Genomic DNA, 15,580 nt, shown 5'->3' with positions numbered 1-15,580 from the left:
GCAACCGCATTTAGAGCATGCTTTTGGAACATATGTAAGCACTGCGTTTAATACCTTAAACTCAATACCTCTTATTTTTTCAATTCCATCTCCTGTAAATACTAAATTTTTATCGCTAATTCCTAGAATATTTGATATAATATCATTTGAGCACATGTCAAACCTCCTCGTTTATTTTGTTGTCGTGACTTAATTATACAACGAGTTTGACATGTGTTCATTTTTTTATAAAATAATAGCGCTGATAGTAATTAGTCCATTTTTGTCTAACGACAATTATGGATTTTTTATTACCATCAACGCTAAATATTATACAGCCTATTAATTAATTATTGCTAGATTTTTTAATTCTCTGCTATTTTCCCATCTTTTATATAAAGTATTCTATCTGCCTTTTTAGCAATACTCTCGTTGTGGGTTATCATTATCAGTGTTTGATTACACTAGAAATATATTGAATATCTAGATAATCTTTTAATTTTTTAGAAAATCATCAAAATTTGATTCTTCAAAACATAATTCAATATTGTTAGATTTTTTTAATATTTTATCTTTTTCTATTCATATAATCCAATCAAACTCTTATTGTAATGCTAAACCACAGGTAAATACAAATTTCTTTTTACCTTTATTTACATTTTTTCTATCCTATGTTAATTTCTGTCCATTGATTAAATACATGATTATATTATTTTTTCATTAGACAATAAAAGGGATGAATATCCGTATTTAAATAAAATAAATTTCATTCCTCTAGCTTTATTAATTTAGTGTTTATTTTTAGTTATTTATATACTTCTCATATACTTCTGAAAAATCTCTGTTATTGTAAGTTCTTCTTAAGGCTTCCATAAAATCTAAATTAAAATTAGTTAAATCTTCAGCTATTTTTGCAATGTTATTCCCCTCTATTTTACATCTTGATAGAGCATCGTTTGCCATTTTTAGACCATTTTTCCCATCATCTAAAAGCTTATAGTTAAGACCTTGTATTCTGCTAATCTCTAGTAATGTTTTGTATAAATCTTTTAACTTTTCTAATTGATTTTTGTCTACATCTATACTGAAATCAGTATTTTCAAAACTAAATTTTATTTCAACATCTAAATCTACTGTCCCTGCTGTTTCTAAGGTTATTGAATGCACTTTTTCATTACTAAATTCATGTCTTCTTACCGTTCTCTTTTTGCTTACAGCACTTGCACCGTCAACATGTAAAAGACCTCTATTTGTGAATACATACTCATCAGACTTAGACTTTATAACGAAGAATATCTTTTCACCATCTTCGTGCATTATGTAATCATCACCATCTACTTTGTCAAAATCCTTTTGATCTATTATTTTCCCTATATCAGACAATCCAAAAGTATCCGCCGCCATTTTTCCAAATAAATTTCCTGCCATGTTAAGCCTCCATATCCCTTTTAATTAGTACTTTTTATTTTATATTATATCTCGCCATTATGTATTCATCAACATATTTGCTATTTCTAATAGCAGAATATTTTCTTATCCCCTCTTTTTCAAAATCTAGTGATTTATATAGTCCTATAGATTTTTCGTTATCGATATATACAACTAAGGCGAATAAAATTTACCTTTTTGTAATTCTACTCGCCTTAGTTAATATTATATATGCTATATATTTACTTTATTTAATTTTTGATTCTAGATTAGCTAATCTCTCTTCTACAGACTTCATCATTTCTTCAAATTTTTCCTTTTTAGCCTTTTCTTCTTCTATTAGACTTTCAGGAGCTTTGGCTAGGAATCCTTGGTTAGAAAGTTTTCCATTAACTCTTTTTATTTCTCCTTCTAACTTAGATTTTTCTTTGTTTAGTCTCTCTATTTCTTTAGCAAAGTCAACCAACTCGTCAAGCGGTATAAATATCTTTACTCCGTCTATAACTATACTTACTGCATCTTCTGGTACATTAGTTTCATCGTTTGCTATTTCTAATTCAGATGCAGATGCTAGTGTAACAAAATAGTCTTTCCCTGCTTCTATCGCTTCTTTTTTATCGTCAGTTGGAACTATTATTACCTTAGCTTTTTTAGAAGGTGGAACATTCATTTCTGATCTAACATTTCTGATGTTTCTTATACCTTCCATTGATAGGTTCATCATTTCCTCTTCTTTTTCCATGTTATCTTCTTCTTTGTATTTTGGCCACTGAGCTACTACTATACTTCCTTCTACTGTTGGTAAGTAAGTATATATTTCCTCTGTTATAAATGGCATAAATGGATGTAATAACTTAAGTATTTTTTCAAGAACATAAGTTAATGTATATAATGCAGCTTGTTTAGCATCCTTGTCTTCACTGTAAAGTCTTGGTTTAACCATTTCTATATACCAGTCACAGTACTCAGACCAAGTAAAGTCATATGCCTTTTGCAGTGCTATACCAAGTTCAAATTTATCCATATTGTGAGATACTTCTTTTACAATATTGTTTGCTCTTGATATTATCCATTTGTCAGCTAAAGTCAGGTTAGCCTCTACGCTTTCTCTTGTTACTCCATTCATTATTTCACTGTCTATATTCATGAATACAAATCTTGACGCATTCCACAGTTTGTTTGCAAAGTTTCTAGCAAATTCTACTCTTTCCATGTAGAATCTCATGTCATTTCCCGGGGAATTTCCTGTTATTAGTGTAAATCTTAATGCATCTGCACCAAATTGGTCTATTATTTCAAGCGGATCTATACCATTTCCTAAAGATTTACTCATTTTTCTACCTTGAGAATCTCTTACCAATCCATGAACTAATACGTGTTCAAATGGTTTTTTATTAGTACAGAACATTGAGGCAAATGCCATCCTTACTACCCAGAAGAATATTATGTCATAACCAGTAACTAGTACACTAGTTGGGAAATAGTAATCTAATTCTTCTGTATTATCTGGCCATCCTAATGTTGAGAAAGGCCATAATGCTGAGCTAAACCATGTATCTAATGCATCTTCATCTTGTTTGAAATGAGTGCTTTCACACTTAGGGCATTTTTTAGGCATTTCTTTAGCTACTACTATCTCTTTACATTCTTGGCAGTAATAAGCTGGTATTTGGTGTCCCCACCATAACTGTCTTGATATACACCAGTCTCTTATATTTTCTAACCATTGTAAGTATGTTTTATCAAACTTATCTGGTACAAATTTTAATTCTTGGTTCTTTAATATTTCTATTGCAGGTTTTGCAAGTTCATCCATTTTTACGAACCATTGATCTGATAATCTTGGTTCTACTATTGTATGACATCTGTAGCAAGTACCTACATTATGGCTGTGGTCTTTTATTTTTATCAATAAACCTTCTTTATCTAAATCATCTATTAAGGCTTTTCTACATTCAAATCTATCCATTCCTTCGTATTTTCCACAAAGGTTGTTCATTGTCCCATCTTCGTTCATTACGTTTATTTTTTCAAGATTATGTCTTACTCCAACTTCAAAGTCATTAGGGTCATGAGCTGGTGTCATTTTAACAGCACCTGTTCCAAACTCTAAATCTACATAATCATCAGCAACTATTGGTAATTCTCTACCTACTATTGGTAGTATAGCTGTTTTCCCTATAAGGTGTTTATATCTTTCATCGTCTGGATTTACAGCTATTCCTGTATCACCTATCATAGTTTCAGGTCTAGTTGTAGCTATTTCTAAAAACTCATCGCTATCCTTTATTTGATACTTTATGTGATAGAAATGTCCATCATGTTCTTCATGCTCAACTTCTGCATCTGATAGAGTTGTTTTACAGTCTGGGCACCAGTTTATTATTCTGTTTCCTCTGTATATTTGTCCTTTTTCATATAATTTTATAAAGAACTCTGTAACAGCCTTGTTGCATCCTTCATCCATTGTAAATCTTTCTCTTTCCCAGTCGCAAGAATCTCCTAATTGTTGCATTTGGTTTACTATTTTTCTACCAAATTCATTTCTCCAGTCCCAAGCTCTTTTTAGGAATTCCTCTCTTCCTAATTCATACTTAGTTTTTCCTTCTTCTTTCTTGATTCTCTCAACAACTTTAACCTCAGTAGCTATAGATGCATGGTCTGTTCCAGGTTGCCATAGTGCTTCATACCCATCCATACGCTTCCATCTTATAAGTATATCTTGTAATGTGTGATCAAGTGCATGTCCCATGTGTAGTTGTCCTGTTATGTTTGGTGGTGGCATCATTATAGTAAACGGCTTTTTATTTGGGTTTGGTTTAGTTTTAAAAACTCCATCTTCCATCCATTTTGAGTAGAGTCTTGATTCAAAATCTTTTGGATCATATGTTTTTGATAAATTTGTATTTTCCATCTTAATTACCTCCTTGATAGTTTCCTTGATAAATTTTTTGTATTTCATCGCGAGGTGATGTTCGAATTAGGCTTTCCTCCAGACAGCTACGCTGCAATGTCGGTACAGCCTAATATCTTCACATCACCTCGCTGGATAATCCTTCTTAACATTATCTGCGTCAGTTCGTGGGTTTATTATTGATGATTTACTTTTTATTTATATCCAGGCAGTCAAGCTGCAATGTCGCTACAGTTTATATATTCGTTATCCCTTCGCTGGTATAATATATATCGTTCTTATCGGCGTCACTTCGCTTCAATATTGGTACAGCCTAATATCTTCACATCACCTCGCTGGATAATCCTTCTTAACATTATCTGCGTCAGTTCGTGGGTTTATTATTGATGATTTACTTTTTATTTATATCCAGACAGCTACGCTGCAATGTCGCTACAGTTTATATATTCGTTATCCCTTCGCTGGTATAATATATATATCATATTAAAAAAAGCCTTTCATCCTAATAAAAAGGACGAAAAGCTCGCGTTACCACCTTAATTCCAAACTTTGAACAATTATAATTTAAATAACTCATTCTTTAGTTTGACTCTCAAAGAATATAACGGTTCTAACCGTCTAAGCTTACTATTATTTCAGCCTAGAAACTCCGAAGCTACCTTCTGTAAACCTATACTTAGAAAACCTTTCAGCCGGTGAGTTTTCCTCTCTTTTAGTAGTATTTACTTACTCCTCTTCATCACAGTCTTTGATACAATTTATTATATACAATTATTGCTTTAATATCAATTATTATTTTTTAAAATGAATTTACAAGTTGTTCATTATATATTAAGTTTGCCATTTATTGTTTTCAATATTCATAATTATAGATAATTTTATAAAACCGGTATTCGCTTTTATAATAGAGAGTATAGTGATATAATTAATAAACAAGAAAATACATATACTGTATACAATATACTAGGGGTATGAATATTATGAATTGGTTTATAGCGGTAACATTAATGTGGCTTGTTATAAATGTTGGTCATTTACAAAATAATATAGACAAGGTTAATAAAAAACTAGATAAAATTTCCAAACAAGTTGGTGTATCTAATGAAATAAGCGATGTGGCAATGGATGAATTGAAAGTTCTTATTGAAAAAGGGCAAAAGGTCAAAGCAATTAAAGAGTACAGAGTCGCTACAGGAGTTGGTTTGAAAGAGGCAAAAGAATACATTGATCTTTTAAGTGAGGATATGAAAAAATAGACAAATTAAGGCATGGTAGACTATTGTTCTGTCCATGCCTTAAAAAATTTCATGTCCTTCTAATTGCCCTCTACCTATATATTTTTATTCCAATAATTTTTTGGGCTATCCTCCTCTGTTATAGGGAGTATAGTATAACCTCTCTCTTTAAGAACCTTTATTATATAACTTAATGCATTTACACTCTGTTCCTTTTCGTGCATCAAAATAACTATTTCTTTTTTGTCTCTTCCGTAATAAAGAACGTTATTGATTATTTGGTCTGTACTAGATCTCCAATCTTCAGTATCTAAACTCCAGTCCCAGATTTTGTAGTCATTTTCCATTAGTTTATTATAAGATTCTTCAGGCATATATGGTTTACTTCCATATGGTAATCTTATTAATTTAGATTTTTTGCCTGATATTTCTTCAAATGTTTTCTTGCATGTTTCAAATTCATTTAAGGTTGTTTCTGGACTTTCATATAATTTATGTATGTCGTGACTTACACTATGAAAACCTACAGAATTTCCTTCTTTTACAACCTCTTTTACAGCTTCTTTATTGGATTTCATATTTCCATCTATCATAAAAAATGTTGCATTTACATCATTTTCTTTTAGTACTTCTACTATTTCACTTGTATGACTAGATGGTCCATCATCTATTGTTATATATGCTATCTTTTCTGGCCTTGGCTTAGGCTTTTCAGTCACAGCCTGTGACGTTTTCATATTGTTTTTCTGATCGTTTATAACTTTATTTTTATCAATAATATTTACTTTTATTACTGCTAAAATTAAGCTGAATATTATAACCCAAATAGTTTCTCTAGACTTAAATACCATCCCCATAATCTCCCTCTTATATAAATCTTAATTATTATGCCTTTGACTAACTATTTGCTGCCTCTAATATCTCTGCTAAATATATTTTTTACTTGCTCAATATCTTTATCTGTTAATGAATCCACCCTCTTTATTCCCATTAGTGTCAGAAACTGAATTACATTTAAATTATCAAAAGGGGTATCCATATTAGTTTCTTCACAATACTTATCCACTTCTTTTGTTCCTTCTTCAACACTCAATATTCTCTTTGGTCCACCCACACAGCCGCCTACACAGCCCATACCTTCTATAAAAGTAGCATTTATTTCTTTGTTTATAACTTTAGTTAAACCTTCTTTACATTCTTTTGGGCCATCAAATGCTTTGTGTATAAACTTTATATTTGGATCTATTCTTTCAACAGATAATTGTACGGCTTTACTTACTCCACCAGTTCTTGCATAAACCCTTCCTGAAAGTGAAGCTTCTACTCTATCATCATTTTCCATCTCTGCCGGATTTATATCTATTGCATCTAATATTTCTTCTACTTCTTTAAATGTAAGAACAAAGTCCACAGCGTCTTTTATGTCATCTAATAGTGCTTCTTTCTTTTTTGCCATACAAGGTCCTATAAATACTACCTTTGCATCTGGATTTAAAACTTTTATAGCCCTCCCACAAGCTATCATAGGTGAAACAGATGGAGATACGTTTTTTAAAATTTCCGGGAAACTCTTTTGTATTAAGCTTACCCATATAGGACAACAACAACTTGTTATAAAACACTCGTCTTTGTTATCTTTCATGTGGTTATAGTATTCGTATGCCTCCTTAGCTGTTAACATATCCGCAGCCAATGCGACCTCTATCATATCTTCAAATCCCATTTTTTTGAATGCACTTCTTAATTTTCCCGGGGTAACATCCTTGCCAAATTGACCTACAAAGGCTGGTGCAACTATTGCATACACAGGACATGATTCGTCCTTAAGCAACTGAACCATGGGAACAAATTGAATTTTATCTGATATAGCGCCTAGCTTACATTTAGAAGAACACTCCCCACAAGCACTGCATATATCCTTTTCATTGCAGTCATTGTGTTTATCTCTTACTAGACACTGTTCACTAATATTATTGTCACAGTACTTACAGGCATCTTTTATTATGGATATTACAGGTTTTTTTACCTCATTTAAATTTAAAGCTTCATTTAACATTTCCCTTAAGTTATTATCCACCTGTTCTAATGGGTCTAGTCCCATAGTTATTCTGATTAAATTTAGTACTACACTTTCATCGAAGTTTTTATATATGTCTTTCTTTAGAATTTTTCTTGGCAATTCCTCTATATTTTCAACTTCATCCATCCATATGTATTTAACTAATTCATTAAAAACCTCCATTTTTTGTTTTTCTAATATTTTTTGATCAATATTTATAGAGCTCATACAGTATCTCTCCGTTCTTTTGTATTATTATTAAAAAGTTTAATTACTAGTCAAATGAAAATATTTACTTAAAGTGTCATACAAATTTTTACCAATAATGTAACCCTTTATACAATTAATATTTGCAAAGATACTGTATTTTATTTACAATTTGTTAATATGCCTAGATAAACTCACAAGAAAGTTATGCTTACCTAATAAGTATTGCCTCTAAATATATATATGACTTTACTTTTTATTTAATACAAACTAAAAAATCAAAAACTAAAAAAGTGCACCATCTCGTATCAGTGCACTTCTTAAAATTTAATTATCTATAAAGTTTTATCTATTAATCTTATCCAAATCTTCCTGTTATATAATCCTGTGTACGCTTATCTTTTGGACTATTAAACATTACATTAGTATCATCGTACTCTATCAACTCTCCATTTAGGAAAAATGCCGTTTCATCTGATACACGCGCAGCTTGTTGCATATTGTGTGTTACTATAACTATTGTATAATCCTTCTTTAAATCTTCTATTAGGTTTTCTACCTTTGCCGTAGAAATAGGATCTAGCGCTGAGGTAGGTTCATCCATAAGTATTACTTCTGGCTTCATAGCAATTGCCCTTGCTATACATATACGCTGTTGTTGCCCTCCAGATAATCCAAGAGCTGATGATTTAAGTCTATCCTTAACCTCATCCCAAATGGCCGCTCCTTTTAAGCTCTCTTCAACAATCTTATCTAGTTTCTTTTTATCTCTAATCCCATGTACTCTAGGACCATATGCAACATTATCATATATACTCATAGGAAAAAGGTTTGGTTTTTGAAATACCATTCCTACTTTTGTACGTAAATCTATAACGTCTTCAGTTTGGTATATATCCTCTCCATCAACTTCTATTTTCCCCTCTATCTTTACGTTCTCTATTAAATCATTCATTCTGTTTAATGTTCTCAAAAATGTTGATTTCCCGCATCCAGATGGCCCTATTAAAGCTGTTACCTTATTTTTCTTTATAAGCATATCTACTTTCTTTAAGGCTTGATTTTCTCCGTAAAATAAATCTAAGTCTTTAATTTCTATTTTATTTTCATCTAATTTATACATTCTGCCACCTCTTTATTTTATAAAACTAGTAATTTGCTTTATTGAATTTTTTAGCAATTACCTTAGCTAGTGTATTTAGAGCTAAAACCATTATTATTAATACAACTCCCATACTGGCAACTGTCTGTATATCTCCACTTTCTTTTGTTAGTAAATATGCATGAACAGTCAATGTTCTTGAACTATCAAATATAGTTTCTGGAAGCTTAGCTACAGTCCCTGCTGTTAAAAGTACTGCTGCTGATTCTCCAATTATACGGCCAACTGATAATATAACTCCTGACAATATACCTGGTATAGCACTTGGTAATATAACTTTATAAAGTGTTTGAAATCTAGTTCCACCTAATGCTAAAGATCCTTCTCTGTATGAATCTGGTACTGTCTTTAGAGCTTCTTCTGTTGTACGAATTATAACTGGTAATATGATTATAGCCACCGTAAGAGCTCCTGAAACTATTGAATAACCTAGTTTTAAAGTTACTACGAAGAATATACCCCCGAATAATCCATACACTATAGATGGTATACCTGCCAAACTCTCTGTTGCAAATCTTATTATTTTTGTTAATTTTCCATTTTTTGAATACTCTTGTAAATATATACCTGATAAAATTCCTATTGGTGTAGCTACTAATATAGAAACCAATACCATATATAACGTCGTGATTATCATAGGTAATATTCCTCCATCGCCTGATGTAGAATAATCACTCACTAAAAATGATAAATTTACACCTCTAAGACCTTTTGAGAAAATGTATCCTACTATTGCCACCAAAACTGATACTGTAGCAAAAGCAGATAAATAAACTATACTTTTTAATAATATCTCTTTAAATTTTCTCATATTATTTTACCGCCTTATTTGAAAGTTTATTTAATATTAGGTTTAAAATAAGTATAAAACTAAATAATACTACTCCTGTTGCAAATAACATCTCTTGATGAGTTCCAAAAGAGTATCCCATTTCAAGTGCTATATTAGTTGTTAGAGGTCTAACACTATCTAAAAGAGATGTTGGCATCATCGGTGAGTTTCCAGCTACCAATATTACAGCCATTGTTTCTCCTAATGCTCTACCTACCCCTAGTACCACAGCTGCTAGTATTCCTGATTTTGCTGCTGGTATTATAACCTTAAATATAGTTTCTATTTTTGATGCTCCTAAAGCCAAAGATCCTTCTTTATATGCTTGAGGAACAGATTTTATAGCTGTTTCTGATATAGATATTATCGTAGGTAACATCATAATTGATAAAATAATTATTATTGCTAGTAAACTTTGCCCTTTAGGCATATTGAATGTATCTTGTATTGCTGGCACTACTACTGCCAATCCAAATACCCCGTATAATACAGATGGTATACCTGCTAAAACTTCAACTGCAGGAGATATAATCTTAGAAATTCTCTTTGGAGCAACTTCTGATATAAATACTGCAGTTAATACTCCTATAGGTGTTCCTATTACTAAAGCTCCTATAGTAGAAATTATTGAAGTTACTATCATTGATGAAATTCCAAATTTATCTGCTGAGGGAAGCCATTCAGATCCAAACAGAAAATCTGTAAATGAATACCCTTTAAAAACAAATGGAGTCAACCCCTTATAAAATACAAATGCTATTATAGACAGCAAACTTATTACTGATACCCAAGAACTAATCATAAATATGTTCTTAGTTATCCTATCAACTGTATATTTAAATTTATTTTCACTTTTACTTTCTCTATGTTCATGTTTTTTTGTTCCTATATTTATCGCTTCAGACTTAGCCAACATACTAACCTCCCTATAAAAATCTATATACTTATTTTATTATCAAAAAGTTAAATCCATATTAGGTTTAAGTTAAGCTAAGGTAAATTTATCATGTCCTTTTAACATGGATTTTACTTTTCTAAATTAACTTTTAGGCCTTAAAATAGTTTGGGCTAACCAGAGATCTGATTAGCCCAAACTATTTTAAGGTTATATTGAATTTTAGCGCATAATTGCTCTATTGGGAATTTACTTTACACTTATGAATCCTTTTTTCTCCATTATTTGTTGACCTTCACTACTTAGTATAAAATCTATTAATGATTTACCTTGTTCTGATAATGCATCTTCTTTGTTAACTAATAAGAAAGGTCTAGCTATTGGATATTTATCTGATTTTACGTTTTCAGCAGTTGGTTCAACACCATCTACTGATAAAGCATTTATAGCTTCATCAACGTATCCAAAAGATATGTATCCTATTGCATTTTCATTTCCTTCAACTGTAGTCTTTATATTTCCTGAACCATCACTTATTTGTGCTTGTTTAGTTAGGTCTCCTGATTCAAATCCTACTATCTCTTGGAACCCATCTCTAGTTCCTGATCCTTCTTCTCTAGATACTACTACTATAGGAGCATCCTTTCCTCCTACATCTTTCCAGTTTGTTATTTTTCCTGTATATATATCTTTAGTTTGTTCTACTGTTAAATTTTTTACTTGGTTATTTTTATTAGTTATTAATGCTATACCATCAATTGCTATTTCAGTAGGGTTTAATCCTGATTGTTTTTCTTCATCTTTTAAATCTCTTGAAGCCATCCCTATTTCAGAAGTCCCATCGATTGTATTTTTTATTCCTGCTGAAGATCCTACTTGTTGTATTTCTAAACTCACACCTTCATTTTTCTTTTCAAACTCTTCAGCAATTACTTCCATAACTGGTCCTACTGAAGTTGATCCTGATATTGTTATCTTAGAACTCTCTGATTTATTTGCTGTCGCTTTAGATCCACATCCTACAGCCAAGCTGCTAACTAAAACTGTGCTTAATAAAAGTGCTCCTATTTTTTTCTTAAACATAATTTATTCCCTCCAACAATATTTTTTATTATTCCTTTTGCTTACAATTCAATAATACATATATTATGTTAATTTAATATTATAAGGAGGTTAATTCAATGTAAACATTGTTAATGTATTGTAAAAAAGATCCGTAATAAAAATTTAATTTTATTACGAACCTTTAGTATTCTTGTTCTTCTATAATCTTTTATCTATGTCATAGTTTTTTATTTTTAGTCTTGATAATTATATTGTTTATAATTCTTTTTCTAATTTGTCAACTAAGCCACTGAATACGCTTAGTGCTTGTTCAACAGATTGTTTTTTCTCCATATCCACTCCAGCATCTTTTAGTTGTTTTAGTGGATACTCTGAGCCACCACTTTTTAGGAAGTTTATATATCTGTTTACAGCTGGCTGACCTTCACTCAGTATTTGTTGGCTTAATGCACTAGCAGCAGAGAATCCTGTTGCATATTTGTAAACATAGAAATTAGAGTAAAAATGAGGTATTCTAGCCCATTCTAATGCAATTTGCTCATCTACTACACATGATTCACCGTAGTATTTTTCATTTAACTTATAGTATAAATCATCAAATTCTTTAGCTGTTAATGGTTCTCCTGATTCTACACTTTGGTGAGTCAGTTTTTCAAATTCAGCAAACATTGTTTGTCTATATACAGTTGTTCTGAACTGTTCTAGATAATAATTCAACAAATAAACCCTTTCTTCTTTTGAAGTTGCTTTTTCCAACAAGTAGTTTATTAATAACTGTTCGTTAAGTGTAGATGCAACTTCTGCAACAAATATCTTGTAACTAGAATATATATACGGCTGAGTAGATCTTGAATAATAACTATGAACCGAATGTCCTAGTTCATGTATTAATGTAAATAAAGAGTTAAGGTCATTTTTGTAATTTAACAATATATATGGGTTAGAGTCATAACTTCCCCAAGAATAAGCTCCACCTTGTTTTCCTTCATTTTCATATACGTCAATCCAGCCCTCCTCAAAAGCTCTCTTTATTATATTTAAATACTCTTCTCCTAAAGGTTTTAGTGCATTTAATATAATATCTTGAGCTTCTTCATAAGGTATAGTCATATCAAAGTTTTCTGTAAGTGGAACATATAAGTCATACATATGTATTTCACTTAACCCCAAGAACTTTTTCTTTAATTCCATGTATTTGTTAAGAGCAGGTAGACTTTCATCTATAGCTGCTATAAGGTTGTTGTAAACATCTATACTTATATCGTCTGAAAATAAAGAACCTTCTATTGCAGACTTATGCTTTCTTAGTTTTGCATAAAATATTTCTGATTTAATTGCCCCATAAAGAGTAGAGGCAAAAGTATTTTTATATTTTCCATAAGTAGAGTACTCAGCTTCAAAAGCATCTTTTCTAACTCTACTATTTTTGCTCTTAAGGAATAGAGAATAATTCCCATGAGTCAGTTTAACCTTTTCTCCGTTTTCATCTTCTATTTCAGGAAACTCCATATCAGCAAATGCCAACATATCATATACATTTTCAGGCACGCTAGATAACTCAGACGTAGCAGCTAAAATTTCCTCTTCTCTTTCGTTTAGTGTGTGTGGCTTTTCTCTTAGAATATCTTTTATATATTTATCATAAAAAGCTAATTCCTCTGACTTTAAGTATTCACTTAATACATTATCATCTATAGATATTATCTCAGGAACAATGTATGAAGTTGCCATAGATAACTCTGTTGATAACATCTCTGTCTTTGTAGCTAGTGCTTGATTCTCATTTATTCTAGTATCTTCATGCTGTTTCATATGAGCATACACATATAAATGTTGCAATATACGAGAAGCATTTTCAGATAGTTTTATAGCTTCGTATAAGCTATTCTTACTTTCAGCAAGTTTTCCCTTGTACTCTTTTACCTCTTCTATAACCTCTTTTACTTTTTGTATATCTTTTTCTATAGATTCTTTAGTGGCATACATTTTTTCTATTTGCCATTTATGTTTCTTATCTACGGTATTTCTATCTATACCCATTTTAATCACTCCTTGCAAATAAATTATATTATATTACTGCAACTAATATAGCCCCCTCAGATGTAAAAGTTCCCATTATAGGCCCTATGCTTGATATTAGTATTTCCTCAAAACTGTAATGTTCTTCTATAAATTTTTTGATTCTCAAAGCCTTTTCATGGCAGTTGGAGTGTGCTATAGCTATGATTTTATTATCTGAGTTTCCTACGTTATTTTTTACATATTCAAATGATTTTTTTAAACTATTGCCTTCTCCTCTGGCTTTATCTATAGGCTTAACTAAGCCCTCATCTATTCTTATTATAACTTTAAAATTTAAAGCATTTATTAATCTTCCGGCTAGTGCATTTACCCTTCCACCTTTTATTGCATTTTCTAATGTGTCCAGTGCTCCGAAAAATACTATTCTCTTCTTTATTTCTTCTATTTCCTCTAACAATTCATCCATTGTTTTTCCTTCTTCTATCATTTGCCCACACTTGAGTATCATTAAAGCAACCCCAATAGAACCACTTTGACTATCGACAACTTCTATTCTTTTGTCACCGTGATGTTCTAAGTACATCTGTTTTGCTAAAACTGCATTACTATAAGTACTAGACAATCTTGAAGTTAAAGTTATCACTAGTATTTCCTCTTCTTCACAGTTGTATAACTCTATAAATCTATCCGGAGATGGACTTGATGTCTTAGGTAGTTCCTTATGTGCTCTCATCTTTTCATAGAATGTTTCATCATCAATCTCTTCCCTACCTATATAAGTCTCTTCCCCAAAGGCAACGTTTATTCCTACTATGCCCGGATTTACTCTATCTAAAACCTCTTGGGGAAAATCACACGAGCCATCTGTTATTATTTTTATGCTTTTTTTCAATTTATACACCTCAACTTTAATTCTGGTTATCTTCTATTTTATATATTTTATTGAAAATAATCTACACTTATTATATTTTTTGACTTATTTAACTCTTTTATGAGCTCTTCTAATATAATTCGCCTATCATAAATAACAAAAAAGCTTACTTTCCAACATTTTTCTCCCTCAAGTTCTATATCCATGGTTTTTATAGAAATCTTTGATTTTTTAAATATATTAAATAATATAGCTACTTCTTCTATATTTTTTATTGTTATATTAAATATAGCCTGCTCTTGCCTAAATAAAAACTTATCTATACCTCTAAGCATATAAAGCGTTATCATAACAAACAACCATGCTGAAATACTTAGCGTATACTGTCCGTACCCAACAGCTATACCTATGCAGGCGGTTGCCCATATACCTGCTGCTGTTGTCAATCCTCTTATTCCGTTTGATGTTTTTAATATAGCTCCTGCACCCAAAAAACCAATTCCTGAGAGTACCTGGGCCGGTAGTCTTGCTGGATCTGTATTACAATACATGCTGTACTCTGTAAATAGAGATATTGATGTTATTGAGGTTATACAAGACCCCACTGCAACTAAAATATGTGTTCTAAATCCTGCAAACTGATTTGATTTTTCTCTTTCTAGCCCTGTTAATCCTCCTATTGTTAGGGCAATTAATAATCTTATTATTATCTCCTTAATATCTATATTTATAATAATAAATCCCCCCTTGTATAATGTAGTTGTAACATTTGATAGAAAACTTTCTAATAATCTAACGAACATTAACAACTTTTCTTAATTTTTAAATTTGTATAAAATCCTATCGGATCTTAATTCATTTCTTTAATTGTTTTCTATTAAAATTCTCCCTAATGGATGATTCAACTTTGA

12 protein-coding genes, 1 pseudogene and 1 other annotated feature are annotated in these 15,580 nt (G+C 31.1%); of the genes and pseudogenes, 1 reads left to right on the top strand and 12 read right to left on the bottom strand.

Going from position 1 to position 15,580, the window contains the following annotated elements; all coding sequences use genetic code 11:
* Positions 1-344 precede the first annotated feature (344 nt).
* The 3 genes and pseudogenes from BUB34_RS13965 to BUB34_RS11550 all read right to left on the bottom strand — a co-directional run.
* Positions 345-440 (bottom strand): annotated as a pseudogene (locus BUB34_RS13965) (ABC transporter ATP-binding protein); the annotation flags it as partial.
* A gap of 340 nt (positions 441-780) precedes the next feature.
* A complete protein-coding gene (locus BUB34_RS11555) occupies positions 781-1,407 on the bottom strand; it encodes a PH domain-containing protein (RefSeq protein WP_073127460.1) in 627 nt (208 codons plus the stop codon).
* 247 nt (positions 1,408-1,654) lie between these two features.
* Positions 1,655-4,321: a valine--tRNA ligase gene (locus BUB34_RS11550; protein ID WP_073127458.1), complete on the bottom strand. Its 2,667-nt coding sequence runs from the start codon at positions 4,319-4,321 to the stop codon at positions 1,655-1,657.
* A 507-nt stretch (positions 4,322-4,828) separates the two neighbouring features.
* Positions 4,829-5,073 (bottom strand) — a binding site (T-box leader).
* Between the two features lie 228 nt (positions 5,074-5,301).
* On the opposite strand from BUB34_RS11550, the gene BUB34_RS11545 reads away from it, so the two are divergent.
* Entirely contained in the window at positions 5,302-5,577 is a 276-nt protein-coding gene (locus tag BUB34_RS11545; protein ID WP_073127456.1) for a ribosomal protein L7/L12, read from the top strand.
* Between the two features lie 74 nt (positions 5,578-5,651).
* Here the strand turns inward: BUB34_RS11545 and BUB34_RS11540 are convergent, their stop codons facing one another.
* The 9 genes from BUB34_RS11540 to BUB34_RS11500 form a co-directional block, all read right to left on the bottom strand.
* A complete protein-coding gene (locus BUB34_RS11540; RefSeq protein WP_084120387.1) occupies positions 5,652-6,413 on the bottom strand; it encodes a polysaccharide deacetylase family protein in 762 nt (253 codons plus the stop codon).
* A 44-nt stretch (positions 6,414-6,457) separates the two neighbouring features.
* Positions 6,458-7,843 carry a [Fe-Fe] hydrogenase large subunit C-terminal domain-containing protein gene (locus BUB34_RS11535; RefSeq protein ID WP_073127454.1) on the bottom strand — a complete coding sequence of 462 codons (1,386 nt, stop codon included), beginning with the start codon at positions 7,841-7,843 and terminating at the stop codon, positions 6,458-6,460.
* A 337-nt stretch (positions 7,844-8,180) separates the two neighbouring features.
* Positions 8,181-8,945 (bottom strand): phosphate ABC transporter ATP-binding protein PstB, encoded by a 765-nt coding sequence (gene pstB / locus BUB34_RS11530; protein ID WP_073127453.1) that lies wholly within the window; start codon positions 8,943-8,945, stop codon positions 8,181-8,183.
* 25 nt (positions 8,946-8,970) lie between these two features.
* Positions 8,971-9,795, bottom strand: a complete 825-nt coding sequence (gene pstA / locus BUB34_RS11525) for a phosphate ABC transporter permease PstA (RefSeq protein WP_073127451.1) — start codon at positions 9,793-9,795, stop codon at positions 8,971-8,973.
* Between the two features lies 1 nt (position 9,796).
* Positions 9,797-10,732, bottom strand: coding sequence for a phosphate ABC transporter permease subunit PstC (gene pstC, locus BUB34_RS11520; RefSeq protein ID WP_073127449.1), 936 nt, complete (start codon positions 10,730-10,732; stop codon positions 9,797-9,799).
* Positions 10,733-10,960: 228 nt separating this feature from the next.
* Positions 10,961-11,794: a phosphate ABC transporter substrate-binding protein gene (locus BUB34_RS11515; RefSeq protein ID WP_073127447.1), complete on the bottom strand. Its 834-nt coding sequence runs from the start codon at positions 11,792-11,794 to the stop codon at positions 10,961-10,963.
* A gap of 237 nt (positions 11,795-12,031) precedes the next feature.
* Positions 12,032-13,816: an oligoendopeptidase F gene (gene pepF / locus BUB34_RS11510; protein ID WP_073127445.1), complete on the bottom strand. Its 1,785-nt coding sequence runs from the start codon at positions 13,814-13,816 to the stop codon at positions 12,032-12,034.
* Between the two features lie 28 nt (positions 13,817-13,844).
* On the bottom strand, positions 13,845-14,690 hold the full coding sequence (locus tag BUB34_RS11505; protein WP_073127443.1) for a DegV family protein: 846 nt from the start codon (positions 14,688-14,690) through the stop codon (positions 13,845-13,847).
* Positions 14,691-14,737: 47 nt separating this feature from the next.
* Complete coding sequence (locus BUB34_RS11500) at positions 14,738-15,472, bottom strand: MgtC/SapB family protein (protein WP_242948883.1); 735 nt, start codon at positions 15,470-15,472, stop codon at positions 14,738-14,740.
* Positions 15,473-15,580 lie beyond the last annotated feature (108 nt).

Source organism: Asaccharospora irregularis DSM 2635, assembly GCF_900129815.1.
GTDB lineage: Bacteria > Bacillota > Clostridia > Peptostreptococcales > Peptostreptococcaceae > Asaccharospora > Asaccharospora irregularis.
This window is presented reverse-complemented; position numbering and strand designations above follow the sequence as displayed.

Excerpts from the sequence above, each read along its gene's own strand:
- BUB34_RS11555 (WP_073127460.1), bottom strand. The coding sequence starts at position 1,407 with ATGGCAGGAAATTTATTTGGAAAAATGGCGGCGGATACTTTTGGATTG.
- BUB34_RS11550 (WP_073127458.1), bottom strand. The coding sequence starts at position 4,321 with ATGGAAAATACAAATTTATCAAAAACATATGATCCAAAAGATTTTGAA.
- BUB34_RS11545 (WP_073127456.1), top strand. The coding sequence starts at position 5,302 with ATGAATTGGTTTATAGCGGTAACATTAATGTGGCTTGTTATAAATGTT.
- BUB34_RS11540 (WP_084120387.1), bottom strand. The coding sequence starts at position 6,413 with ATGGGGATGGTATTTAAGTCTAGAGAAACTATTTGGGTTATAATATTC.
- BUB34_RS11535 (WP_073127454.1), bottom strand. The coding sequence starts at position 7,843 with ATGAGCTCTATAAATATTGATCAAAAAATATTAGAAAAACAAAAAATG.
- pstB (WP_073127453.1), bottom strand. The coding sequence starts at position 8,945 with ATGTATAAATTAGATGAAAATAAAATAGAAATTAAAGACTTAGATTTA.
- pstA (WP_073127451.1), bottom strand. The coding sequence starts at position 9,795 with ATGAGAAAATTTAAAGAGATATTATTAAAAAGTATAGTTTATTTATCT.
- pstC (WP_073127449.1), bottom strand. The coding sequence starts at position 10,732 with ATGTTGGCTAAGTCTGAAGCGATAAATATAGGAACAAAAAAACATGAA.
- BUB34_RS11515 (WP_073127447.1), bottom strand. The coding sequence starts at position 11,794 with ATGTTTAAGAAAAAAATAGGAGCACTTTTATTAAGCACAGTTTTAGTT.
- pepF (WP_073127445.1), bottom strand. The coding sequence starts at position 13,816 with ATGGGTATAGATAGAAATACCGTAGATAAGAAACATAAATGGCAAATA.
- BUB34_RS11500 (WP_242948883.1), bottom strand. The coding sequence starts at position 15,472 with ATGTTCGTTAGATTATTAGAAAGTTTTCTATCAAATGTTACAACTACA.